Origin of the sequence: Actinomadura rayongensis (assembly GCF_009831215.1) — a bacterium.
GTDB lineage: Bacteria > Actinomycetota > Actinomycetes > Streptosporangiales > Streptosporangiaceae > Spirillospora > Spirillospora rayongensis.
Genome location: NZ_WUTW01000003.1, coordinates 376,096 through 399,415, shown reverse-complemented (window position 1 = coordinate 399,415; position 23,320 = coordinate 376,096). Strand labels below are relative to the sequence as shown.

General features: G+C 72.7%; 21 protein-coding genes. 11 read left to right on the top strand and 10 right to left on the bottom strand.

What is annotated here, in order from left to right:
- Positions 1-177: 177 nt before the first annotated feature.
- Entirely contained in the window at positions 178-1,629 is a 1,452-nt protein-coding gene (locus tag GQ466_RS18685) for a WS/DGAT/MGAT family O-acyltransferase (RefSeq protein WP_161104243.1), read from the top strand.
- 75 nt (positions 1,630-1,704) lie between these two features.
- Here the strand turns inward: GQ466_RS18685 and GQ466_RS18680 are convergent, their stop codons facing one another.
- Both GQ466_RS18680 and lpdA read right to left on the bottom strand, forming a co-directional pair.
- Positions 1,705-2,499 carry a tyrosine-protein phosphatase gene (locus tag GQ466_RS18680; protein ID WP_161104242.1) on the bottom strand — a complete coding sequence of 265 codons (795 nt, stop codon included), beginning with the start codon at positions 2,497-2,499 and terminating at the stop codon, positions 1,705-1,707.
- A gap of 170 nt (positions 2,500-2,669) precedes the next feature.
- On the bottom strand, positions 2,670-4,073 hold the full coding sequence (gene lpdA, locus GQ466_RS18675; RefSeq protein ID WP_161104241.1) for a dihydrolipoyl dehydrogenase: 1,404 nt from the start codon (positions 4,071-4,073) through the stop codon (positions 2,670-2,672).
- 324 nt (positions 4,074-4,397) lie between these two features.
- Here lpdA and GQ466_RS18670 point away from each other — a divergent pair, with 324 nt between their 5' ends.
- The 5 genes from GQ466_RS18670 to GQ466_RS18650 all read left to right on the top strand — a co-directional run bounded on the left by GQ466_RS18670 (position 4,398) and on the right by GQ466_RS18650 (position 10,312).
- Positions 4,398-4,841 carry a hypothetical protein gene (locus GQ466_RS18670; RefSeq protein ID WP_161104240.1) on the top strand — a complete coding sequence of 148 codons (444 nt, stop codon included), beginning with the start codon at positions 4,398-4,400 and terminating at the stop codon, positions 4,839-4,841.
- A gap of 86 nt (positions 4,842-4,927) precedes the next feature.
- On the top strand, positions 4,928-6,259 hold the full coding sequence (locus GQ466_RS18665) for an MFS transporter (RefSeq protein ID WP_161104239.1): 1,332 nt from the start codon (positions 4,928-4,930) through the stop codon (positions 6,257-6,259).
- A 250-nt stretch (positions 6,260-6,509) separates the two neighbouring features.
- On the top strand, positions 6,510-7,898 hold the full coding sequence (locus GQ466_RS18660; RefSeq protein ID WP_337193536.1) for a family 2B encapsulin nanocompartment shell protein: 1,389 nt from the start codon (positions 6,510-6,512) through the stop codon (positions 7,896-7,898).
- Positions 7,891-9,267, top strand: a complete 1,377-nt coding sequence (locus GQ466_RS18655) for a family 2B encapsulin nanocompartment shell protein (protein WP_161104238.1) — start codon at positions 7,891-7,893, stop codon at positions 9,265-9,267. The genes GQ466_RS18660 and GQ466_RS18655 overlap by 8 nt, the downstream gene beginning before the upstream one ends.
- 10 nt (positions 9,268-9,277) lie before the next feature.
- Entirely contained in the window at positions 9,278-10,312 is a 1,035-nt protein-coding gene (locus tag GQ466_RS18650; protein ID WP_161104237.1) for a family 2 encapsulin nanocompartment cargo protein polyprenyl transferase, read from the top strand.
- Between the two features lie 62 nt (positions 10,313-10,374).
- Here the strand turns inward: GQ466_RS18650 and GQ466_RS18645 are convergent, their stop codons facing one another.
- From GQ466_RS18645 to GQ466_RS18635, 4 genes are all read right to left on the bottom strand, one after another.
- The gene (locus tag GQ466_RS18645) at positions 10,375-10,536 is read right to left on the bottom strand and encodes a hypothetical protein (RefSeq protein WP_161104236.1); all 162 of its coding nucleotides are present in this window, start codon (positions 10,534-10,536) and stop codon (positions 10,375-10,377) included.
- A gap of 125 nt (positions 10,537-10,661) precedes the next feature.
- Complete coding sequence (locus GQ466_RS18640) at positions 10,662-11,039, bottom strand: hypothetical protein (RefSeq protein ID WP_161104235.1); 378 nt, start codon at positions 11,037-11,039, stop codon at positions 10,662-10,664.
- A 444-nt stretch (positions 11,040-11,483) separates the two neighbouring features.
- Positions 11,484-11,627, bottom strand: a complete 144-nt coding sequence (locus GQ466_RS30890) for a hypothetical protein (RefSeq protein WP_168212069.1) — start codon at positions 11,625-11,627, stop codon at positions 11,484-11,486.
- A 578-nt stretch (positions 11,628-12,205) separates the two neighbouring features.
- Positions 12,206-12,700 carry a GNAT family N-acetyltransferase gene (locus tag GQ466_RS18635; RefSeq protein WP_161104234.1) on the bottom strand — a complete coding sequence of 165 codons (495 nt, stop codon included), beginning with the start codon at positions 12,698-12,700 and terminating at the stop codon, positions 12,206-12,208.
- A gap of 94 nt (positions 12,701-12,794) precedes the next feature.
- On the opposite strand from GQ466_RS18635, the gene GQ466_RS18630 reads away from it, so the two are divergent.
- Positions 12,795-13,337, top strand: a complete 543-nt coding sequence (locus tag GQ466_RS18630) for an NADAR family protein (protein WP_161104233.1) — start codon at positions 12,795-12,797, stop codon at positions 13,335-13,337.
- On the opposite strand, the gene GQ466_RS18625 is transcribed toward GQ466_RS18630, so the two are convergent.
- Positions 13,309-15,504 (bottom strand): terpene synthase family protein, encoded by a 2,196-nt coding sequence (locus GQ466_RS18625; RefSeq protein WP_161104232.1) that lies wholly within the window; start codon positions 15,502-15,504, stop codon positions 13,309-13,311. The two genes, GQ466_RS18630 and GQ466_RS18625, sit on opposite strands and share 29 nt — an antisense overlap.
- Positions 15,505-15,682: 178 nt before the next feature.
- Between GQ466_RS18625 and GQ466_RS18620 the strand changes: the two genes are divergently transcribed.
- The 3 genes from GQ466_RS18620 to GQ466_RS18610 are packed head-to-tail and all read left to right on the top strand — an operon-like array spanning position 15,683 to position 19,235.
- Positions 15,683-16,210, top strand: coding sequence for a 2Fe-2S iron-sulfur cluster-binding protein (locus GQ466_RS18620; protein WP_202420724.1), 528 nt, complete (start codon positions 15,683-15,685; stop codon positions 16,208-16,210).
- The gene (locus GQ466_RS18615; RefSeq protein ID WP_161104231.1) at positions 16,207-17,184 is read left to right on the top strand and encodes an FAD binding domain-containing protein; all 978 of its coding nucleotides are present in this window, start codon (positions 16,207-16,209) and stop codon (positions 17,182-17,184) included. The genes GQ466_RS18620 and GQ466_RS18615 overlap by 4 nt, the downstream gene beginning before the upstream one ends.
- Positions 17,181-19,235, top strand: coding sequence for a xanthine dehydrogenase family protein molybdopterin-binding subunit (locus GQ466_RS18610; RefSeq protein ID WP_161104230.1), 2,055 nt, complete (start codon positions 17,181-17,183; stop codon positions 19,233-19,235). Before GQ466_RS18615 ends, GQ466_RS18610 begins: the two co-directional genes overlap by 4 nt.
- Here the strand turns inward: GQ466_RS18610 and GQ466_RS18605 are convergent.
- Complete coding sequence (locus GQ466_RS18605; protein ID WP_161104229.1) at positions 19,225-20,241, bottom strand: hypothetical protein; 1,017 nt, start codon at positions 20,239-20,241, stop codon at positions 19,225-19,227. The genes GQ466_RS18610 and GQ466_RS18605 overlap by 11 nt on opposite strands.
- A 75-nt stretch (positions 20,242-20,316) precedes the next feature.
- Positions 20,317-21,084, bottom strand: coding sequence for a crotonase/enoyl-CoA hydratase family protein (locus GQ466_RS18600; RefSeq protein ID WP_161104228.1), 768 nt, complete (start codon positions 21,082-21,084; stop codon positions 20,317-20,319).
- Positions 21,085-21,227: 143 nt separating this feature from the next.
- On the opposite strand from GQ466_RS18600, the gene GQ466_RS18595 reads away from it, so the two are divergent.
- A complete protein-coding gene (locus GQ466_RS18595; protein WP_161104227.1) occupies positions 21,228-22,517 on the top strand; it encodes an alkaline phosphatase family protein in 1,290 nt (429 codons plus the stop codon).
- A gap of 34 nt (positions 22,518-22,551) precedes the next feature.
- Here the strand turns inward: GQ466_RS18595 and GQ466_RS18590 are convergent, their stop codons facing one another.
- Complete coding sequence (locus GQ466_RS18590; protein ID WP_161104226.1) at positions 22,552-23,316, bottom strand: methyltransferase domain-containing protein; 765 nt, start codon at positions 23,314-23,316, stop codon at positions 22,552-22,554.
- Between the last annotated feature and the right edge of the window lie 4 nt (positions 23,317-23,320).

Sequence of the window (23,320 nt, the reverse complement as noted above, 5' to 3'; positions counted from 1 at the left end):
ATCGTTATTGATCTTGTGGGCGGCAGCGCCGAAACGGTCGCGCGGGCCGGGCTCCGGTGAACCTTGTGATTCGTCCAGTTAAGTCCCGGTTACGTCCTACCTGCCGCCATTGACCTACCGCCGGGTACGCCGTACCTCCTAAAGAGGTGGCCCACAGCCGATGAGACGGGACAGCTCATGAGCCAGCTCACCTCCGTGGACGCCGTCTTCCTCAACGCCGAGACGGACACCACCCGCGCGCACATCGCCGGGCTCGGGGTCGTCGATCCGGCGACCTGCCCCGGCGGGCGGCTGACCGCCGACGCGCTCGCCGACCTGATCTCCCGCCGCGCCCACCTCGCTCCCCGGCCGCTGCGCCGCCGGCTCGTCCAGGTCCCGCTCGGGCTGGACCGGCCGTACTGGGAGGACGATCCCGAGTTCGACCCCGCCCGGCACATCTCCGAGGTCACCCTGCCCAGGCCCGGCGACGACGACCAGCTCTCCCGGCTCGTCGCGGCGCTGCACGAGCGTCCGCTCGACCGCTCCCGGCCACTGTGGGAGCTGGTGCTGATCCACGGGCTCGCGGGCGGGCGCGCCGCCGTCTACATGAAGGTCCACCACGCCGCGATCGACGGCGTCATGGCCGCCGAGGCGCTCGCCGCGCTGCTCGACCTGTCGCCGGACGAGCGCGACGTCCCCGCCGACGACGTCGCGCCGCAGCGCGCCCCCGGCACCGCCGAGATGATGCGGGACGGGCTGCTGCGGATGGCCGGGCACCCGCTGGCGTCGGCGCTGTCGGTCGTCCGGTCCGTCCCGCACCTGGACGACGTGCCGGGCGTCGGGTCGCTGCCGGGCGTCGGCCGCGTCGCGCGGCTGGCCCGGGGCGTCCTCGGCCGGACCGAGCACCCGGCGGCCGACACGACCGCCGCGCCGCCGACGCCGTTCAACCGTCCCATCGGCGCCCGCCGCGCCGTCGCGTTCGGCGAACTGCCGCTGGACGACGTCAAGCGCGTCGGCCGCGCGCTCGGCGGGAGCGTCAACGACGTCGTCATGGCCCTGTGCGCGACCGCGCTGCGCACCTGGCTGGACAAGCGCGGCGAACTGCCCGCCGGGCCGCTGGTCGCGGGCGTGCCGATCTCGCTGCGCCGTCCCGGCCGGGGCGCGGAGGACGCCGCCGAGGGCAACATGACGTCGATCCTCGCCGCGCCGCTCGCCACCCACGTCGCGGACCCCGCCGATCGGTTCACGGCCGTCCGCGCCGACATGGACCGGATGAAGCGGCGGTTCACCGCGTCCGGCGGCTGGGTCCGGGACCTGTCGGCGCTCGTCCCCGCGCCGTTCGCCGGGGCCGCGACCAAGCTCGCCCTGCTCGCCGCGCCGATGACGGGGATGCGCCCGCTGAACCTCATCGTGTCCAACGTGCCGGGCCCGCAGTTCCCGCTGTTCCTCGGCGGCGCGCGGGTGCTGGCCTACTACCCGATCTCGCTGGTCACCGACCTGAGCGGCGGCCTCAACATCACGGTGTTCTCCTACGACGGGACGATCGACGTCGGCATCATCACCTGCCGCGACCTCGTGCCCGACCCGTCGGAGCTGGTCGACCACCTGCACGACGCGCTCGGCGAACTGACCGAGCTGCTGCGCGACTGAGCCCGCCCCCGTCAGCCCCGTCCGGACGGCGGCCCGACAGCCCGTCAGGCCGTCCGGACGGCGGCCGGGCAGCCGTCAGGCGGTCAGGCCGTCCCGGACGGCGGCGAGCAGTTCCTCGTCCGCGCCGAGCCCGTCGGCGAGGAACCCGGCGAACGACCCGTACCGGGCGGTGGCCTCGGAGAACGCCGCCTCCAGGTACTCGGGACGCTGCTCCAGCAGCGGCAGCAGCAGCTCGGGCTCCTCCATCTGCCCGGTCCGGCCGAGGTGGTCCAGCAGCTTCTTCCACCGCTCCCGGTGGTACTCGTTGGACCGCAGGTAGTCGGCCATGATGTCGGCGCGCGGGACGCCGAGGATCGTCAGGACGATCGCCGCCATCCACCCCGTCCGGTCCTTCCCGGCCGTGCAGTGGAAGATGAGCGGCAGCCGCCCCGCGTCGGCGACCAGCCGCAACGCGGTGGCGAACGCGGCGCGCTGCTCGTCGTCGGCGACGAAGTTCCGGTTCACCCCGACGAGCACCCGCTCGGTGCGCCCCCCGCCGAACACCTCCCGCTGCCGGAGCGGATCGCCGGCCGTGACGGCCTTGTAGAAGTCCTCCAGGTCGCCACCGTCAATGGGCAGATGGACGAGGTCCGCACCGTCCGGCAACCGGTCTGCCCCGTTCGTGCCGACCTCGTGGTCACTACGGAAGTCGATCACGGTACGAACCCCGGCAAGCCGCTCCAGATCGGACTCGCTGAGGGCGTTCAACGCGTCGGCACGCAGCAACCGCCCACGCGCCACCGCCCCACCGGGCACGGGCCGCCCACCGAGATCACGGACGTTGGCGGCGCCATCAAGGCGAAGGAAGCCGAACTCGTCGTCGGAGCGCATGCGCATATGCTCCCCGACGCACCTAAACGCCCAGCCCCCGGGTCCGCCCCCGGACGCCGACGTGCGCCGGGAAGCGGCCAGACCGGGCGCGGAGGGCCGGGCCCGGGCCGCAGTGCGGGCCGGTGGGCGGGCACTGCGGGCCGGGATGCGGCCTTGCGAAGTGGTGCGGGTCAGAGGTTGATCATGTGACCGGCGAGGCCGTGGACGGCCTCCTTGATCGCCTCGCCCAGCGTCGGGTGCGCGTGGACGTTGCGGGCGACCTCGTGGACGGTCAGGTCCCACTGCTGCGCGAGCGTCAGCTCGGGCAGCAGTTCGGTGACCTCCGGGCCGATCAGGTGGGCGCCGAGGATCTCCCCGTACTTCTTGTCGGAGATGATCTTCGCGAAGCCCTCGCCCTCGCCGAGCCCGAGCGCCTTGCCGTTCGCCGAGTAGGGGAACTTGGCGACGTTGACGTCGTAGCCCTGCTCCTTGGCCTGCGCCTCCGTCCACCCGAAGCTCGCGACCTGCGGCTGGCAGTAGGTCGCGCGGGGGATCATCACGTAGTCGAGCGCCATCGTCTCGGCGCCCGCGATCGTCTCGGCGGCCACGATGCCCATCGACTCGGCGGCGTGCGCGAGCATGAGCTTGGCGGTGACGTCGCCGATCGCGTAGATGTGCGGGACGGACGTGCGGCAGTACGCGTCCACGTCGATCGCGCCGCGCTCGGTGAGCCGGACGCCGGTCTTGTCGAGGCCGTAGCCGTCCACGTTCGGCGCGAACCCGATGGCCTGGAGGACCTTGTCGGTCTCCAGGACCTGCTGGGCGCCGTCCTTGCCGGTGACGGTGACCTTGACCTTCTCGCCCGAGTCGTCGATCTGGTCGACGCGGGTGGACGTCAGCACCTCGATGCCGAGCTTGCGGTACCGGCGCGACAGCTCCTTGGAGATGTCGGCGTCCTCGTTCGGGACCATCCGGTCGAGGAACTCGACGATGGTGACCTTCACGCCGTAGTTGTGCAGGACGTAGGCGAACTCGACGCCGATCGCCCCGGCGCCCGCGATGACGATGCTCCCGGGCAGTTCGGAGGAGAGGATCTGCTCCTCGTAGGTGACCACGCGGTCCGACAGCGACGTGCCGGGCAGCAGCCGCGTGTGCGCGCCCGCCGCGATGATGCAGTGGTCGAAGGTGACGGTGTCGGACGCTCCGTCGGCCAGGTCCACCTGGAGGGTGGTGGCGTCGGTGAACGTTCCACGCCCGTCGAAGGTCGTGATCTTGTTCTTCTTCATCAGGAACTGGACGCCCTTGACGAGCTTCTCCGACACCTGGCGGCTGCGCTGGTAGGCGACGCCGTAGTCGAAGGAGACCTGTCCGTCGACCGAGATCCCGTACTTCTCCGTCTCGGTGGTGAAGATGTGGGCCAGCTCCGCGTTGCGGAGCAGGGCCTTCGAGGGGATGCAGCCGACGTTGAGACAGACGCCGCCCCAGTACTTCTCCTCGATGATGGCCGTTTTGAGACCGAGCTGTGCCGACCGGATCGCGGCGACATACCCGCCCGGTCCCGCGCCGAGGACCACGACGTCAAAGTGATTGCTCATATCCGTCAACGATATTCGGCCCGGACCTCCGTCGCATCCCGACCTCGGCATCCGGCGGCGCCGCCGGACGGGACCCGCGCGGCTGTTAGGGTTCTCGGCGTCCCCTCCCGCGGTGCGCGCGACGGCCCGTGCGACGGCTCGTCGGCGACGCGGAGCGGCCGGACGGGCCGACCCGCGACGGCGCGGGCGACGGCCGTGGGCGAGCTGAGGGTGACGCGCGCCTCCGTCCCGGCCGGAACACCTCCCCGGGTCCGCGTCGTTCATGATCCGTCGGCCTTTCGGCCGCCCGGGGGTCGAGCACGATGACGTGGAGGAGAACGAGGCGTGAGGATTCCGAAGCCCGTCAACGCCGCCCTGGACTGGGTGGAAGCGCACCGGCCGCCGCTCGGGGTGGCCCTCGCGCTGGTGCTGGCGGCGTGCGCGCTGCTGGCGGCGCCGCACGCGGTCGGGATCCCCCTCGCCACCTTCCTCGTCGGCCTGGCGGGCGGCGGGCTGCTGGTCCACGTCCGGCTGACGCGCCGGATCCGGCGGGCGCGCGCCGAGATCGACGAGCTGCTGCGCCAGAACGGCCGCCTGCGGCACCGCAACACCGTCCTGACCAGCGGTGTGATCACCCGCGAGTCGCAGGTCACCCAGGCGCTGCTGTCGATCCCCGAGGACGAGGAGCCGCTGCGCGTCGAACCGGGCCCGCAGAGCACGATGCGGCTGCCCGAGCTGCCCGAGGGCGTCGAACCGGACGCCGACGAGCCCGAGCCGCCGCGCGACTGACACACCGGCGTTCCCCCTCCGCGCCTTTCCCCTCACCGAGCGTTACGGCGCCCGGCGGCGGGGGAGATAGTCGGCCTGGAGGTCGGATGGACGAGCAGGGAACCGGGACGGTCCGCAAGGCGGTGCTGGCGTCGGCGCTGGGCAACGCGGTCGAGTGGTTCGACTTCGGCGTGTTCAGCGCGGGCGTGATCACCCCGATCGTCGGGACGGTCTTCTTCCCCGGCGGGAGCGAGAACGCGACGCTGCGGTCGTTCGCGCTGATCGCGGCGGCGTTCCTGGCCCGTCCGTTCGGCGGGCTGGTGTTCGGTCCGCTCGGGGACCGGCTCGGCCGGCGGCGGGTGCTGGCCCTGACGATCATCCTGATGTCCGGTTCGACGTTCGTCATCGGCGTCCTGCCCGGCTACGCGACGATCGGGTTCGCGGCGCCGCTGCTGCTGCTCGTCGTCCGGCTCGTCCAGGGCTTCTCGACCGGCGGCGAGTACGGCGGAGCCGCCACGATGATCGCCGAGTACGCGCCGACCGACCGGCGCGGGTTCTACGGCAGCTTCCTCGAACTCGGCACGCTGGCCGGGTACGTGGGCGGCGCGGGGCTGGTGCTGCTCGTGAACCTGATCGCCGGGGACGAGACGATGCACGCCTGGGCGTGGCGCATTCCGTTCTTCGCCGCGCTGCCGCTCGGGCTCGTCGGCCTGTACGTCCGGACGCAGATCGAGGACACGCCCGCGTTCCGGCGGATGGAGCGCAGCGGGGAGCGGCTGAAGTCGCCGCTGCGCGAGACGCTGGCCCGGTACTGGCCGACGATCCTGATGCTCATCGGGATCGTGTTCCTGCTCAACGTCGCGGACTACACGCTGCTGACGTTCATGCCGTCCTACCTCACCGACTTTTTGGACGTCGGGCCGGTGACGTCCCAGCTCGTCACGATCGGCGTCGAACTGTGCATGATCGCGGTGATCACGCCGCTCGGCGCGCTGTCGGACCGGATCGGCCGACGCCCGCTGCTGCGTACGGCCGCGGTGGGGTTCGTCGTGCTCTCCTGGCCCGCGTTCGCGCTGATGCAGACGCGGTCGGCGGCCGGCGTCGCGCTCGGCTACGCGGTCATCGGCGGGCTGCTGGTGCTGATGCTCGCGGTGATCGGCGCGACGTTCCCGGCCATGTTTCCGACGAAAGTCCGTTATGGCGCTTTCGCCATCGGTTACAACATCTCGACATCGCTGTTCGGCGGGACGGCGGCGGTGCTCGTCGGCTCGCTCATCGACGCGACGGGTTCGAACTACGTCCCGGCGTACTACCTGATGCTGGCGGGGCTCGTCGCGCTGGTGCCGCTGGCCCGGATTCCCGAGACGGCGGGGGTTCCGATCGAGAAGGCGGGCCGTCCGGACGCGCCCCGTCCGACGGGTCTCTCGCTCTCCCGCTAGCCTTTTTGGCCGGTAATTCGTCACCGAATAGGACGACATTTCCCTTTTTGCAGGCGACGGCTGAGTCGAGTGGTGCTGGCGAGGTGACAGAAAAGCTATAGAAGGTAAGAAAATACTGTCGTTGTGATGGTGTCACCACTCTGGGTAGTGTGCCGGATGGCGCCGCGTTCGCGATCAACGCCCGGGGCGTCCGACGTACCACTGAGCATGACCCCCCTGTCAGCACGACCACGAATCGGTGGTGTGGAACGTGACCGACCAGCAGCTCAGCCTCAGCACTTCGGCCGCCCGCAAACTCGCGACGACCACCAAGACCGTCCCGCAGATGCAGGGCATCTCGTCCCGCTGGCTGATCAAGCTCCTGCCGTGGGTGCGCGCGGCGGGCGGCGCCTACCGCGTCAACCGGCGCCTCACCTACACCGTGGGCGACGGACGGATCACGTTCGTCTCGACCGGCGCCGACGTCCGCGTGATCCCGGCCGAACTCGGCGAGCTGCCCCCGCTGCGCGGCTTCGACGACGAGGAGGTCCTCACCGAGCTCGCGGGCCGCTTCACCCAGCACGAGTACGGGCCCGGCCAGGTCATCGTCGAGCGCGGCCGGCCCGCCGACCAGGTCGTCCTCATCGCGCACGGCAAGGTGGCCCGCGTCGGCGACGGCGCGTACGGCGACGAGGTCGACCTCGGCGTCCTCGCCGACGGCGAGTACTTCGGCGACGGCGCGCTGCTCACCGACGACGGCACCTGGGACCAGACGCTCCGCGCGCTCACCGCCGTCACCGTCCTGACCCTCGACCGGGACGGCTTCCGCCAGGCCGTCGACCGCTCGGAGGACCTGGCCGCCCACATCGACGCCTACACCGCGGCGCCCGACCGGCCCGCCGACGACAACGGCGAGGCCGAGATCGCGCTCGCGTCCGGGCACGCGGGCGAGGTCAGCCTGCCCGGCACGTTCGTGGACTACGAGCCCGAGCCGCGCGAGTACGAGCTGAGCGTCGCGCAGACCGTCCTGCGCGTCCACAGCCGCGTCGCCGACCTCTACAACGAGCCGATGAACCAGACCGAGCAGCAGCTCAGGCTCACCGTGGAGGCGCTGCGCGAGCGGCAGGAGGCCGAGCTGGTCAACAACCGCGACTTCGGGCTCCTGCACAACGCCGACTTCTCCCAGCGCGTCCACACCCGCACCGGCCCGCCCACCCCCGACGACATGGACGAGCTGCTCACCCTCGTCTGGAAGGACCCCGCGTTCTTCCTCGCCCACCCGAAGGCCATCGCCGCGTTCGGCCGCGAGTGCAGCGCGCGCGGCGTCTACCCCGACGCGGTGGACGTCGGCGGGAACAAGGTCCCCGGCTGGCGCGGCATCCCGATCTTCCCGTGCAACAAGATCCCGATCAGCGAGACCAAGACCAGCTCGATCCTGCTCATGCGGACGGGCGAGGAGGCGCAGGGCGTCGTCGGCCTCCACCAGACCGGGATCCCCGACGAGCACGAGCCCGGGCTGTCGGTCCGGTTCATGAACATCGACGACAAGGCCATCCTGTCCTACCTGGTCAGCGTGTACTACTCGGCGGCGGTCCTCGTCCCGGACGCGCTGGGCGTCCTGGAGAGCGTCGAGGTCGCCCGGGGCGGCGCCGGTGCCTGAGACCGCAGAGCGGCTGTCGCTCTCGACGTCGGCCGCGCGCAAACTCGCGACGACGACCAAGACCGTCCCGCAGTCGCAGAACATCACGCCGCGCTGGCTGCTGCGGCTCCTGCCGTGGATCGAGGCGCGCGGCGGCAGCTACCGGGTCAACCGGCGGCTCGCCTACCAGCTCGGCGACGGGCTGGTCACGTTCGTCGCCACCGGCGCCGCGATCCGCGTCATCCCCGCCGAGCTGACCGAACTGCCCGCGCTGCGCGACCTGGACGACCCGGAGATCCTGAGCGCGCTCGCCGACCGGTTCGTCCAGCGCGAGCTGGCGCCCGGCGAGGTGATCGCCCGGCGCGGCGATCCGGTGGAGGAGATCGTCCTCGTCGCGCACGGCAAGGTCGGCCGGATCGGCACCGGCCCGTACGGCGCCGAGACCGACCTCGGCGTCCTCGCCGACGGCCGGTTCGCCGGGGACGAGCTGCTGCTCGGCACGGAGACGGCGTGGGCGAGCACGGTCACCGCGCTGACGCCGACGACCGTCCTGACGCTGTCGCGGTCGGCGCTGGCGGAGCTGACCGGACGGCACGACGGGCTGCGCGCCCATCTGGAGGCCGTCCGGGACCGTCCGCTCCCGCCCAGCAACTGGCAGGGCGAGGCGGAGATCGACCTGGCGTCCGGGCACACCGGCGAGGTCGAGCTGCCCGGCACGTTCGTCGACTACGACGCCGGGCCGCGCGAGTACGAGCTGGGCGTCGCGCAGACGCGGCTGCGCATCCACACCCGCGTCGCCGACCTGTACAACGGGCCGATGGACCAGACGCAGCAGCAGGTCAGGCTGACGATCGAGGCCCTGCGCGAACGGCAGGAGCACGACCTGATCAACAACCGGGACTTCGGGCTCCTGCACAACGCCGACCTGCGGCAGCGGATCTCCACCCGGACTGGCCCGCCCACCCCCGACGACCTGGACGAACTCCTGGCGCGGCGGCGCAAGTCCCGGTTCTTCCTCGCCCACCCGAAGACCATCGCCGCGTTCGGCCGCGAGTGCACCCGGCGCGGCGTCTACCCCGAGCCGGTCGTCCACGAGGGACGGGCCGTGCAGGCGTGGCGCGGCGTCCCGATCTTCCCCAGCGACAAGATCCCGATCAGCCCGGGCGGGACCAGCTCGATCCTCGTCCTGCGCACCGGCGAGGAGGACCAGGGCGTCGTCGGCCTGCACCGCACCGGGATCGCCGACGAGGTGGAGCCCGGCCTGTCGGTGCGGTTCATGGGCGTGGACGACCGGGCGATCCTGTCCTACCTGGTCAGCGCCTACTACTCGGCCGCCGTCCTCGTGCCCGACGCGCTGGGCGTCCTGGAGAACGTCGAGATCGCCCGCTAGGGAGGAAGCCATGTCCGCTGCCCGGGAGGCGACGATGGGACGGTCGGCGCCGGAGATCCTCCGGTGGAGCCGCGATCTCGTGGACCCCGCCCTGCGCGTCGCCGTCGGCGAGCTGTCGGGGGAGATGCGCGCCATCGCCGAGTACCACTTCGGCTGGCGCGACGCGGCCGGCCGTCCGGCGGAGGCGCCCGCGGGCAAGGCCGTCCGGCCCGCGCTCGCGCTGCTGGCGGCGGAGGCGGTCGGGGGCGGCGCGGCCGACGCGCTGCCCGCGGCCGTCGCGGTCGAACTCGCGCACAACTTCTCGTTGCTGCACGACGACGTGATGGACGGGGACCTGGAGCGCCGGCACCGTCCCACCGCCTGGGCGGTGTTCGGCGCGAACCCGGCCGTCCTCGCCGGGGACGCGCTGCTGGCCTGCGCGGTCGAGGGCCTGGCCGCCGCGACGGTCGGCGCGACGGCCGTCGCCGCGTTCGGCCGCGCGGTCCGCGAGCTGGTCGAGGGCCAGAGCGCGGACGTCTCGTTCGAGGAGCGCACGGACGTGACGCTCGCCGAGTGCGAGGCGATGGCCGCCAAGAAGACCGGCGCGCTGATCGGCGGGGCGTGCGCGCTCGGCGCGATCTTCGGCGGCGGCGACGCCGAGCGGACGGCGCGGCTGCGGCGGTACGGCGAACTGGTCGGGCTGGCGTTCCAGATCATGGACGACCTGCTCGGCATCTGGGGCGACCCGGCCGTCACCGGCAAGCCCGTCCACTCCGACCTCGTCAACCGCAAGAAGTCGCTGCCGGTCGTCGCGGCCCTGACGTCCGGCACGTCCGCGGGGGCGGCGCTCGCCGACCTCTACCACCGCGCCGAACCCCTGGCGGGCGCCGACCCCGCGCGCGCCGCCGACCTGGTCGAACGCGCGGGCGGCCGGACCTGGGCGGCCGTCCGCACGGCCGAACTGCTGGCGGCGGCGCACGCGGAACTGGCCGCCGTCGGCCCGAGCGGCGGAACGGAGGCGGAACTGGCGGCGATGGCCCGCCTCCTCACCGACCGCGACCACTGACCGTCCCGGAGCACGGGACGGGTCCTCCGCACCCCCCCCGCGGAAGACCCGTCCCGCCCCCGTCAGAACCCGGGAACGTGGGCGGGCAGGTAGCACAGGGTGGTCCTGCGCTCGTCCTTGCACGCCAGGCACAGATAGGTGCGGTGACCCTGACGTCCCTCACCGAGCCCGACGCTGGGCCCGCAGACGCACGGCGACCAGCTGACGATCATCTCGCCGGGCACGATCCGATGCCCACGCGGACAGACGAACGGAACATGATCATGCGGACAGGCGGCTGACACACCCCCACCCTAGCCCCCATTCGAACAAACGTTCCCATCCCGGGTGCGGCAGTCGCGCGGGACCGTCAGAGGTGGAGATCGCCGTGGTGGTCGCGGAGCTGGACGACCTTCTGCGCGTTCCCGTTGAAGATGTTGACGACGGCGTCGTCCTGCGCGGTGGCGTTGGTCTGCGTCTGGCTCCACAGCGTCTCGACCCGCTCGCGGAACGAGGGATCCTCGTCCATGACGCGCCGCAGGGCCGCCTCCAGCGCCTCCAGCCGGGACGGAGAGTCATGCGCGTCCGCGGCGCGCTCCAGGGCCTGCTCGTCCTCCGGCCGCCCCCGGAACCGGTCGCGGACGAGCCGCGCGAGCGCGACGGCCGCGTTGCGCAGCGGCTCACCGGTCAGTTCGACCGCTTTGCCCGCCGCGGCGGTGGCGATGGCGATGGTCATCGGGTCGGTCATCGGCGGTCTCCCTCGCACGGCATTCCCACCCGAGTCCACCATGCGCCCGTCCCCGCGACCAGCCGTTCACTCGAAATCGTCCGGATCGCGCCAAGCTCCCGTGCGCTCGCCGGACCGGAGAAAGCGCCCGCCGAACAGGCTGAGCCAGGCTTTTGGATTTGTCGCCGATAGTGGCGAGTGATGGGTTCGCCGAGGTGCGTTCGGTCCACAGGAAAAGGCGCGCGCGATACGCGAAAAAGCCTTAAAAAAGGGAGGCGGCGCGCAGTTCGAGAATCGCGGCCCCGCCGCCGGAGGGCAATCCCGTTCGCGTCGGGTCCGGCGCCTCGCGCGGCGACCGGCTTCTCGTCAGTGCGACGTAAATCACACTCGTCGGGGCGGCGCGAGGGGCGCGCCCCGGAGGGCCGGCCCCGGCGGGCCGCGCGGGGCCGGCCGGGGCGCGGACGGTCAGGAGGCGGGCCGGTCGTCCTCGGCGGGGACCGACGGGGCCTCGGCCGGACGGGTCGCCTGCTCGGTGTCCTGGTCGCGCCTGTCCTGCGTCGGCCAGGAGACGAGCCGGGTGCGCCGAGGGTTGGCCAGAGGGGTGCTCATCGTTGTCGCTGTCCTCCTATCGGGCCGTCGTCAGCGGTCTCCCGCGCCGGGCGGGCCACCTGACGGAGTGGTAGGGAAAGATCTTCGCCGACACCCCACCCGGTTCGGCAAAATGGTCTAGACCGCACTGCCGTCGGGACGGGACGCGCCGGAAAGGGCAAAGGTGAGACGTCCCCCGGGACGATCCGCGCCGATCACCGGACGTGCCGCGCGGAAACACCCCGAGGAGAGAAGGATACGCCCGGCCGCCGACCCGAATGACCACGGGATCCGAGCGCCCGGAAACTACCGGCCGGTCAGCAGGCCGCGAACGCGCGGCAAGAAAAACCCAGAAAACCGGCGTGCAGAAGCCGCGCGGAAAACGCCGACCGGGGACGAGAGCGCCAAGCGCAAGACCCACTGCGCGGACCGAAAGAACATTCCATGCGCCGCCCTCCCCGAGCTCGATCGCGGCAATCCGCCGTTCCGTGACCCGAGGGGTTCACGCGACACGGACCGGGGATCCCGACGCACACTCCAACGCTTTCCGGCCACGCCCTATTCCGCCGGCCGAAGACCTCCGCCCGCCCCGCGCCGTGTCAGGGGGTCAGGCGTTGTTCTAAGAGCATTCCGGGCCAGTCGCCGACCTGGAAGCGGCGGACGGGCGTGAAGCCGTTCCGCACGTAGTAGTCGACCAGCGCTCCGTCGCCGCCGGCGTAGCAGTCCACCCGCACGAGGGCGATTCCGGCGCGGCGGGCCTCGGCGCGGGCGTGGTCGAGGAGGGCGGCGCCGGTGCCGGGGACGGAGTGGTCGGTGACGAGGAGGGCGACGAAGACTTCCGGCTCCGGGGCGGGGGTCAGGGGCGGACGCGGGCCTGATGTCAGGAGCAGGGCGCCTATCGGGTGTTCGTCGTGTTCGGCGATCCATACGGACGCTTCCTGGATGAGGCGGCCTATGCCCTCGCCGGGGTCGCGGGCGAACGGTTCGGTGCCCCATTGGTCCGTTCGGCCGCGTGCTGCGAGCCAGGTCACCGCGCTGTCCAGGAGGTCGAAGATCGCGTCGCCGTCCGGCGGGCCGCCTGCGCGTATCCGCATGGTCCGTCATTTTGCTCCCGGTCCGGCGCGTCCGCCGGGGATCCGGCGGTAAAAGGCGTTGATCGGGGTGCGGGCGGCTGGCAGGGTCGGGCGCATGATGGACGTCCCGGAGTTGCTGCGGGCCGAGGAGCGCGGCGAGCGGCTCGAGTTCCTGTTCTTCTGGGGGCACCGGCCGCCGCGTGACGGCGGGGTCGGCGCGGGGTGTCTCAGTCAGTGGTGGCCCGCCGCGTTCACGGTCGACGGGACCGTCTATCCGACCGCCGAGCACTACATGATGGCCGAGAAGGCGCGGCTGTTCGGCGACGAGGAGACGCGCGGGCGCGTCCTCGCCGCCGGGCATCCGAAGGAGGCCAAGGACCTCGGGCGGGCCGTGCGAGGGTTCGACCGGCGGACGTGGGACGACCACAGCGTGCCGATCGTCGTCCGGGGCAACCGGGCGAAGTTCGGGCAGCACCGCGACCTGCGCGACTACCTCACCGGGACCGGCGGCCGGATCCTCGTGGAGGCGAGCCCGCTGGACCGCGTCTGGGGCATCGGCCTCGCCGCCGACGACGACCGCGCCGCTCGCGTGGCGGAGTGGCGCGGTCGCAATCTGCTGGGGTTCGCGCTCATGGAGGTCCGGGCGTCCCTGCGCTGACGGCGAGCGCCCGGGTGTGCCGCATGATCGCGGCCAGCCGCGCCGCCGAGGTGCCGAGGCCGGTCGGCGCGTTCAGCGGGGAGATGCCGAGCAGTTCCTCCTCGCCGTAGCGCCGGGTCTTGCGGTGCCAGTTCAGGACGGCGGCCATCCAGTCGCGGAGCCCGTCGATGTAGGCCTCCAGCGCGGCGCGGCCCGCGTCGTCCAGCTCGAACTTCGGGACGTCGGTCGCCGCGATGTGCTCGAACTGCCGCAGCCGCCCGGTCATGAGGTCGTTGACGATCGCGACGGCCGTGTCCCGCTCGCAGTTGAGGAAGTTCTGCACGGCCAGCACGCCGTTGTTGTACTCGCCCTCGAACTCGATCTCCTTCTGGTAGGAGAAGACGTCGTTGGTCAGGCAGCCGTAGTCCATCGCGGCGGCCTCCAGCTCCCGGATGGGACGGGAGTCGAACACCTCGTCCGGCACCGCGTTCTCGTGCTCGATGCGGCCGAGCGCGATCGTGAGGTCCGAGCCGAACGTCCGGCGCCGCATTTCGAGGTAGTCGATCGGGTCGGGGACGCGGCCCTGGATCTGGTTGGCCAGCTCCCACGGCCACGCGTCGACCATCGAGATCACCGCGGCCCGGAACCGCGCCCGCGCCCGCGGCGACATCGGCTCGGCCGTGCGCGGCCACAGGTCGGCGAGGCCGGCCTCGAAGGGGTTCTCCGGGACGGGCACCGGGCCGAGGTCCAGCGGGACGAACTCGGGGATCCGCGCGGCGAACGCCTTGGCCCCGATCATGTCCCGGTCGCGGAAGAAGACCGCCGGGAAGTAGTCGTCGCCGTAGGTGCCCCAGGCGAGCCACTGGGCGGCGAGGTCCAGCGTCTCCGGCCCGGCCTCGGGGTCGATGGACGCGGCGCAGAGCGCGAAGTCGAACCCGGCGACCTGCTCGGCCGTCCACACCGGCTTCGGCGTCCGTGACGTCGGTTCGTACATGCCGACCGCGCCGCACCAGTCGACGCAGGCGGCGCGGGCGCGTTCGAGGTTGGCGTTGGGACGCGCCGGATACGGCATCGTGAAGTCCGGCAGCGGCGTCGGCCCGACGCGCTGGCGCGGGACGTGCCCGTACCCGGTCCCCGCGGCCTTCACCGCGGCGGGCAGCCGCGCCGCGTGCAGCGCGAGGCCGGTCGGTTCGGCGCGGTTCATGTAGCGGCTGGACCGCATGTGCCAGTCGTGGCCGCCGACCTGCCAGTCCTCCAGGCCCTTGACGTACGCCGCCACCCGCGCCTGCTCGGCCGGGTCGAGCCCGTACTCGGCGTACAGCAGCGGCAGCTCGGTCAGCGCGGTGTTCTCGAACTGCTTGAGCCGGGACGTCAGCAGGTCGTTGACGGTGTCGGCGGCGCGCTGCGGATCCACCCCGAGGAAGTGCTGGAAGACGAGCACGCAGTTGTTGATCTCGCCCTCCTCCTCGGTCTCGCGCTGGTAGGAGAAGATGTCGTTGCGCAGGTGGACGCCGTCGGCGAAGGTGTCCTTCAGCACGCGCAGCGGACGCGTCCCGACCACCCGCTCGGGGATCTCGGCGCCGACCGCGTGCTCGACCAGGTCGGCCGACCAGGGCGCCCCGCCGACCTTGCGGCGCATGTGGACGTACTCGATGGGGTTCGGGATGCGGCCCTCGTCGATGTTGGCGAGTTCCCACAGGCAGTCGAGCAGGAGCGCGTCGGTGCTGGCGGTGAACCGCTCGCGCCAGGCGTCCGACATGGACGGGACGGTCCGCGCCCACAGATCGGCGAGCCCGCGTTCGCACGCGTTCTCCGGCTCCAGCGTGCAGCCCGGCCGCATGAACGCGGCCAGCCGTTCCAGGTAGACGCGCGCGCCGGGCAGGTCGCGGGGCTTCTTGAACACTTCCAGGAAGTGGTCGTCGAAGTAGAACACCCAGACGTACCAGTCGGTGATGAGGTTCAGTTCCGTGGCGTCGCAGTCGGGATGGGTGTACGCGCAGAGCAGGGGGTAGTCCATCGCGTCGAGCGCGGCTTCGTCCCAGATCTCGGGGGTGCCGGGGTCGCGCGTGTCGTCCAGCATCCCCATCTGCCGCGCCCAGGGGGTGCTGTGCGCCCGCGTCTCCTCCAGGTTGGGGTTGATGCGGGACGGATACGGGACGTAGAAGTCCGGCAGCTCGTACGGTTGCATGGACCGCCTTCCTGCGGTTGGAAGCGGATCTTCCCGGCGCGGCCCAACGTACTGTCCGCAACCCGCTACTGAAAGTCATAATCCCCTAACCCTCTCGTCAGTCAGGTATCCCGGAACACAGCCGTCACGTGGGGTTTCCGCGGGTGAGACGGGACGGGACGCGGGTAGGGGACAGATCATGGTGAGCGGGAGCGCGCCGCCGGTGCGCGCGAACATCGTCCTGACCGTGAACGGGAGCCTGCGCAGGCTGACCGTCGATACGCGCGCGTCGCTGCTGGACGCGCTGCGCGAGACCCTGGGCCTGACCGGCGCCAAGAAGGGCTGCGACCACGGCCAGTGCGGCGCGTGCACGGTGCTGCTCGACGGCCGCCGCGCCAACGCGTGCCTCGCGCTCGCGGTCGCGCAGGACGGGTCGGACGTCGTCACCGTCGAGGGCCTGGCGGACGGGGAGCGGCTCAGCCCCGTCCAGGAGGCCTTCCTTGCGCACGACGGCTACCAGTGCGGCTACTGCACGCCGGGCCAGCTCTGCTCGGCGACGGGCGTGCTGCGCGAGGCGGCGCGGGGCTGGCCGAGCGCCGTCACCGCCGACGTCGCGTCCGAACCCCCGCTGGACGACGCCGAGATCCGCGAGCGGATGAGCGGCAACCTCTGCCGATGCGGCGCCTACCAGGGCATCGTCGCGGCGGTCCGGGAGGCGGCGCGATGAGGCCCTTCGCCTACGAACGCGCGGTGTCCGCCGAGGACGCGCTGAACCGGCACACCGACGACGCCCAGTATCTCGGCGGCGGCACCAACCTCGTGGACCTGATGCGGCTCGGCGTCGCGACCCCGGCCCGGCTGGTGGACGTCGCGCGCCTGCCCTACGACCGCATCGAGCACCGCGCGGACGGCGGGCTGGTGATCGGCGCGGCCGTCCGCAACAGCGACCTCGCCGCCGACCTCGGCGTCCGCGACGACCACCCGCTGCTGGCGCAGGCGGTGCTGGCGGGGGCGTCCGGGCAGATCCGCAACCAGGCCACGGTGGGCGGCAACCTGCTCCAGCGGACGCGCTGTCCCTACTTCCAGGACGTCACCAAGCCGTGCAACAAGCGCGAACCGGGCACGGGCTGCCCGGCCGTCCACGGCGACAACGAGAACATGGCGATCCTGGACCCTTCGCCGCACTGCGTGGCGACCCATCCGTCCGACATGGCGGTCGCGCTGACCGCGCTGGACGCCCGGGTCCGCGTCCGGCACTCCGGCGGCGAGGACGTGGTCCCGCTGGCGCGGCTGTACCGATCGCCGGGCGACGATCCGTCCCGCGACACGACGCTGCGGCCGGGCGACCTCATCACCGCCGTGGAGGTGCCCGGACGGCTGGACATGCCCGCGCGGTACCGCAAGGTCCGCGAGCGGGCGTCGTTCGCGTTCGCGCTGGTCTCGGCGGCCGTCGCGCTGGACGTCGCCGACGGGACCGTCCGCGACTGCCGGATCGCGCTCGGCGGCGTCGCGCACCGGCCGTGGCGGGCGCACCGCGCCGAGGACGCGCTGCGCGGCCGGCCCGCGACCGAGGCGAGCTACCGCGCGGCGGCCGAGGCGGAGCTGGCGGCGGCCGAGCCGCTGAGCGGGAACGCCTACAAGGTGACGCTGGCGGTCAACGTGATCACGGCGGCGCTGGCCGGCCTCGGGGAGGACGCATGAGGATCGAGGGCCGCGCGAAGGTCACCGGCGAGGCGAAGTACGCCTACGAGTACCCCGCCGAGGACGTCGCGTACGCGTTCGCGGTGACGTCCGACGTGGCGCGCGGCGAGGTGCTGTCGGTGCGGGCGCCGGAACTGCCGGGGCTGATCACCGTCCTGTCCTGCATGGACCCGCCGGACATCGCGCCCGTGTCGGACGCCGAGCTGCACCTGTTCCAGTCCCGGACGGTCTCCTACCGCGGCCAGATCATCGCGGCCGTCGTCGCCGAGACGCTGGAGACCGCGCGCGAGGCCGGACGGCTGCTGGAGATCGAGTACGCCCCGCACGAGATGGACGTCGAACTGGACGCCGACCACCCCGGGCTGTACCGGCCGGAGAAGGTGAACGGCGGGTTCGCCACCGAGTTGGGCAGCGGCGAGCCGGCGGACGCGTTCGCGGGGTCGCCGGTCCGCGTGGACGTCACCTACGCGACCCCGGCCGAGTACAACAACCCGATGGAACCGCACGCCACGCTCGCCGAGTGGACGGCGCCCGACCGGCTCGTCGTCCACGACTCCAACCAGGGGTCGGTGGTCGTCCGGGACACGCTCGCCCAGATCTTCGGCCTGGACCCCGAGCACGTGACGGTGGTGTCGCCGCACGTCGGCGGCGGGTTCGGGTCCAAGGGCACGCCGCGTCCGGTGCCGGTGCTGGCCGCGCTCGCCGCCCGCGCGGCCGGGCGCCCGGTGAAGCTGGCCGTGACGCGGCAGCAGATGTTCGCGACCGTCGGGTACCGGACGCCGACCGTCCAGCGGGTCCGGCTCGGCGCCGACCCCGACGGACGGCTGCGCGCGGTGCTGCACGAGGCCGTCGCGCAGACGTCCCGGATCCGGGAGTTCGCCGAGCAGGCGGCCGTCGCCACACGGCACATGTACCGAACGCCGAACCTGTACACCGGGCACCAGGTGGTGCGGCTGGACGTCCCGTCGCCGTCCTGGATGCGCGCGCCCGGCGAGACGCCCGGAATGTACGTGCTGGAGTCGGCGATGGACGAGCTGGCGTACGCCGCCGGCCTCGACCCGATCGAGCTGCGCGTCCGCAACGAGCCCGAGACCGACCCCGACACCGGCCTGCCGTTCAGCTCCCGCAACCTCGTCGCGTGCCTGAACGAGGGCGCGGACCGGTTCGGCTGGGCCCACCGCGACCCGCGTCCGGGCGTCCGCCGCGAAGGCCGGACGCTGGTCGGCACCGGCGTCGCCGCCGCGACCTACCCGGCGATGACGATGCCCGCCAAGGCCCGCGTGCGCGCCAACGAGGACGGGACGTTCACCGTCTCGATCGCCGCCGCCGACATCGGGACCGGCGCGCGGACCGTCCTGACCGTCGTCGCCGCCGAGACGCTGAAGGCCGAGCCGGACGCCGTCACCGTGCGGATCGGTTCCAGCGACCTGCCGCGCGCGCCGCTCGCGGGCGGCTCGATGGGCACCGCGAGCTGGGGGCACGCCGTCGCCCGCGCGTGCGAGGCGCTGCTCGCCAAGCTCGGCGACGGGCTGCCGCAGGAGGCCGAGGCCGACACCGCCGACGAGCTGAAGAACCGTCCGCAGTACGCGCGGCACGCGTTCGGCGCGCACTTCGCCGAGACCGCCGTGGACCTGGACACCGGCGAGATCCGCGTCCGCCGGCTGCTCGGCGTGTACGCGGCGGGCCGCATCCTGAACCCGCAGACGGCCCGGTCCCAGTTCCTCGGCGGGATGACGATGGGCGCCGGGATGGCGCTGATGGAACGCGGCGTCCTGGACCTGGAGTTCGGCGACTACCTCAACCACGACCTCGCGCAGTACCACGTCCCGGTCTGCGCGGACATTCCCGACATCGACGCCGCGTGGATCGAGGAGGCCGACCCGCACCTGAACGCGATGGGCGCCAAGGGCATCGGCGAGATCGGGATCGTCGGGGTCGCGGCGGCGATCGGGAACGCCGTCCACCACGCGACGGGCGTCCGGTTCCGCGAGCTGCCGCTGACGCCGCCCGCCGTCCTGCCCGCGCTCGCCGCGCACGGCCTCACGGCCTGACCCGCACCCACGCCCAGACCCGGCGGCGGTGCAGCAGCGCGCCCGCGACCACGAGCAGCGGCGCGCCCGCCCACAGCAGCAGGTCCCCGGCGGACGGCTCCGGGCTCGGCGTCCCCGCGAGCGCCGCGACCCCGCGCGTCACGAGGTAGATGAGCAGCAGCGCGGCCGTGAGCAGGCCGCCGACGTTGCGGCCGTAGACGGCGAGCGCCCACAGCGCGGTCGGCGCGCCCGCCCACACCCGCCGTAGCAGCGCCGCGAGCAGCAGCGGGCCGAGCCCGACGAGCAGGAGCCGTCCGACGTCGACGGCCCCGCTCGCGTGCGCGGCGTGGATGGCGCGCTCGGCCTGGTGCCCCGACAGCACCGCGCCCCACCCGGCGAGCCCCGCGACCGCCGCGACCACCTCGGCCGGACGCCGCCCGGGGCTCGCGACCGGCTCGGCGCGCAGCAGCAGCCGGGACACGCCGTAGCGGCCCGCGCCGAGGGCGCCCGCGGGCGTCGCGGGGCCGTCGGGTCCCCGGCGCAGGTGCGGCGCGAACGCGTCGACGGCCGCGCGCAGCTCCCGCCAGGAGCGCAGCCGGTGCGAGAACAGGACGCGGTAGGCGCCGTCGCCCGCCCACATCCCGGCCATCTCGGGGTGACGCGCGGCGAATCCCTCGAACGGGAACAGGGACAGGACGCCGGGGCCGACGACGACGTCCGCCAGCTCGGTCCAGGCGACCGTCCAGCACGTGTCCCCTTCAGCCGTCACCGAGCGCAGGCCGCGCGCGTCCAGGACGAGCCGCGCCAGGCCGCTGCGGCGCAGCGTCCGGCCCGCCGCGACGGCCGCGGCGGGCAGCACGGTCCCGGCGGCGCCGCAGCCGAACGCGGCGTAGGGGCGTCCGGCGAGCGCGAGGACGGCCGACGCGAACAGGCACGCCACGCTCAGCCACGCGAGGACGGTGACCGTGGGGAACAGCGCGGCGCGTCCGGCGGAGGGCAGCTCGAAGGCGGCGGGAACGTCGGGCACGGGCCGTCATCGTACGGAGCGGCGGAGGCCCGATCCAGGCTGGCGCGGCGGACGAACCGGACGCGTTCTCCCAGCTCAGCCCGCGTCGAACGCGCCGTGCCGCCCGGCGCCCGCCGCGAACCTGGCCGCGCCGTCGACCGCGTCGGCGGCCAGGGACGTCATGCCGTGGCGCCATTCGACGGCGAGGGCGTCCGGTTCGTCCAGGCCCCACTGGTCGAGGACGGACGCGCGGTCCTCGCGCAGGCAGGTCTGCGGGAAGCGCGCGAGCGACGCGGCCAGCTCGACCGCCGCGTCCACGGCCGTCCCGGCGGGGACGACGCGGTTGGCCAGGCCCATCGCCAGCGCCTCGGCGGCGTCCACCGGACGGCCGGTGAGGATCATGTCCAGCGCGCGGCTCTGCCCGATGAGGCGGGGGAGCCGGACCGTCCCGCCGTCGATGAGCGGGACGCCCCAGCGGCGGCAGAACACCCCGAACACGGCGGTCTCGTCGGCGACCCGCAGGTCCGCCCAGAGCGCCAGCTCCAGCCCGCCCGCGACGGCGTGCCCGCTCACCGCCGCGATGACGGGCTTGGACAGCCGCATCCGGGTCGGCCCCATCGGCCCGTCGCCGTCGGGCTCGGCGCGGTTGCCGTCCGGGGTGCCGACGGCGCGCAGGTCGGCGCCCGCGCAGAACGTGCCGCCGGTGCCGTACAGGACGGCGGCGGTCACCGCGTCGTCGTTCTCGACGTCGTGGAACGCGGCGACCAGCGCGTCCGCCGTCGGCCGGTCGACGGCGTTGCGGCGATCGGGCCGGTCGATGCCGACCAGCGCGACGGAGTCCCGTCGTTCGACGCGGACGGTCATGAGCGCCTCCTCGGGTTCTAGAACCCCATTCTGCCGTCTTTTGGGGATGAATTTCCTTCATCTTCCACTCGCCTCCCGTTCTTCCCCGGAGCCGCACGAGTCGTGATACTTCGGCTCGGCGGCGCAGCGACGGGAGGCCGAACATGAACATCGACGAACTCACCCGGCGGGGATTCCTCGCCGGGACGGCGGGAGCCGCGGTCGTCGCCGCGGGCGGCGGCGCGGCGGCCACGGCGGCGACCGCGCCGGTCGGGACGCTCCCGGACCCGGGCGACTCCGGCATCGACCACGTGGTCGTCGTGATGATGGAGAACCGGTCGTTCGACCACTACCTCGGGTGGCTGCCCGGCGCGGACGGACGCCAGGCGGGCCTGACGTTCACCGACGCGTCCGGCGCGTCCCACGCCACCCACCACCTGACCGTCCCGCACGGCTGCGGCTTCCAGGACCCCGACCACACCTACGCCGGCGGACGCACCGAGTACAACGACGGCGCCTGCGACGGCTGGCTGCGCGCCGGGAACAACGACGTCTTCTGCATCGGCTACTACGAGGGCGCCGACCTCGGCTTCCACGGCCACGCCGCCCGCGACTGGACGGTCTGCGACCGCTATTTCCCGGCCGTCATGTCGTCCACGTTCCCGAATCGCATCTTCCAGCACGCGGCGCAGACCGACCGGATCTCCAACACGTTCGCGCTCTCCGAACTGACGACGATCTGGGACCGCCTGGCCGCCAAGAAGATCCCGGCGCGCTACTACTTCAGCGACGTCCCGTTCACGGCCCTGTGGGGCCTGAAACACCTCGACATCAGCAAGAACATCTGGGAGTTCTACAACGACGCCAAGAACGGCAACCTGCCCGCACTGAGCTTCGTGGAACCGGGCTTCCTAGGCGAACTGCTCCCCGGCCTCTCGGAGGACGAGCACCCGCTAGCCGACATCCGCTTCGGCCAGGCGTTCCTCAACAAGGTCTACACGGCCGTGGTGAACTCGCCGAACTGGGAACGCACCCTGCTCATCATCAACTACGACGAATGGGGCGGCTTCTTCGATCACGTCCCGCCGCCCACGGGCCCCGACCCGCGCCCCGACCTCGGCACGGGCCTGCGCGGCTTCCGCGTCCCGTGCCTGCTGATCTCCCCCCGCGCCCGCCGCGGCGCCGTCGCCCACGAGACCTACGACCACACGTCCGTCCTGAAGCTCGTCGAATGGCGCTGGGGCCTGGACCCCCTCTCCGTCCGCGACGCGGCGGCCCGCAACCTCGCCGAGGTCCTCGACTTCGACAACCCCCCGAACCTGAAGGCCCCCCGCTACACCGTCCCCCAGCCCGCGACCCTCGGCTGCCTCGACCCGAACCACGCCCACACCGGCGACGACTGGGCCGCCCTGAACGCCTACGCCCGCCGCAACGCCTTCCCCCGCCCCCGCTGACCTGACGCGCCCGGCCCCGGCGGAGACGCCGGGGTCAGCGGCGTTCGGCGATCAGGAGGAGGAAGAGGGCGGCGGGGAAGCTTTCCTTCCACCACGGGTCGTCGCGGAGTTGTTCGGGGGACGGGTGGGGTTCGCGCAGGTCGGCGAGCACGAAACCGGCGTCTCGGAGCGTTCCAGCGTAGTGTTCCAGCGGACGCAGCCAGGACGTGATCATGGAGGGGGATTCCAGGCCGTCCACGAGGAAGCGCTGGTCGATGCCGCGCGTGCCGAAGTACTCCGACGCCGGGACGCTGTTGGACGCTCCCCGCTCGGAATCGAAGACGTAGAAACACGGGTGCAGCGTCAGGATGATCAGCCGGCCGCCGGGGCGCAGGACGCGGCCGAACTCGTTGATCGCGTGCGACGGCTCGGGCAGGTGGCTGAACAGGTGGTTGCAGACCACCAGGTCGAAGGCGGCGTCGGGGAGCGGTAGGTCGTCCACGCTCGCGCGCAGGAAGCGGGCGGCGCCGGGGCCGTCGACGGGGACGGCGGACGCGGCGTCCACGAGGTTCTGTGCCGCGTCCACGCCGACGACGTCCGCGCCGAGCGTCGCCAGCCGCCGCGACAGGTAGCCCTCGCCGCAGCCCGCGTCCAGGACGCGGCATCCGTCGGCCGGGCCGATCGCGTCCATGACGGCCCGGTCGGTGAGGTCCGTCCGGTACCGATCGCGGTTCTCCCGGATCACCTTGACCCAGTACGCCGCGTTGGCCTCCCACCGCTCGCGCGTCACTTTCGCGAACGTCTCGCTCGTCTCGTCCACCGGC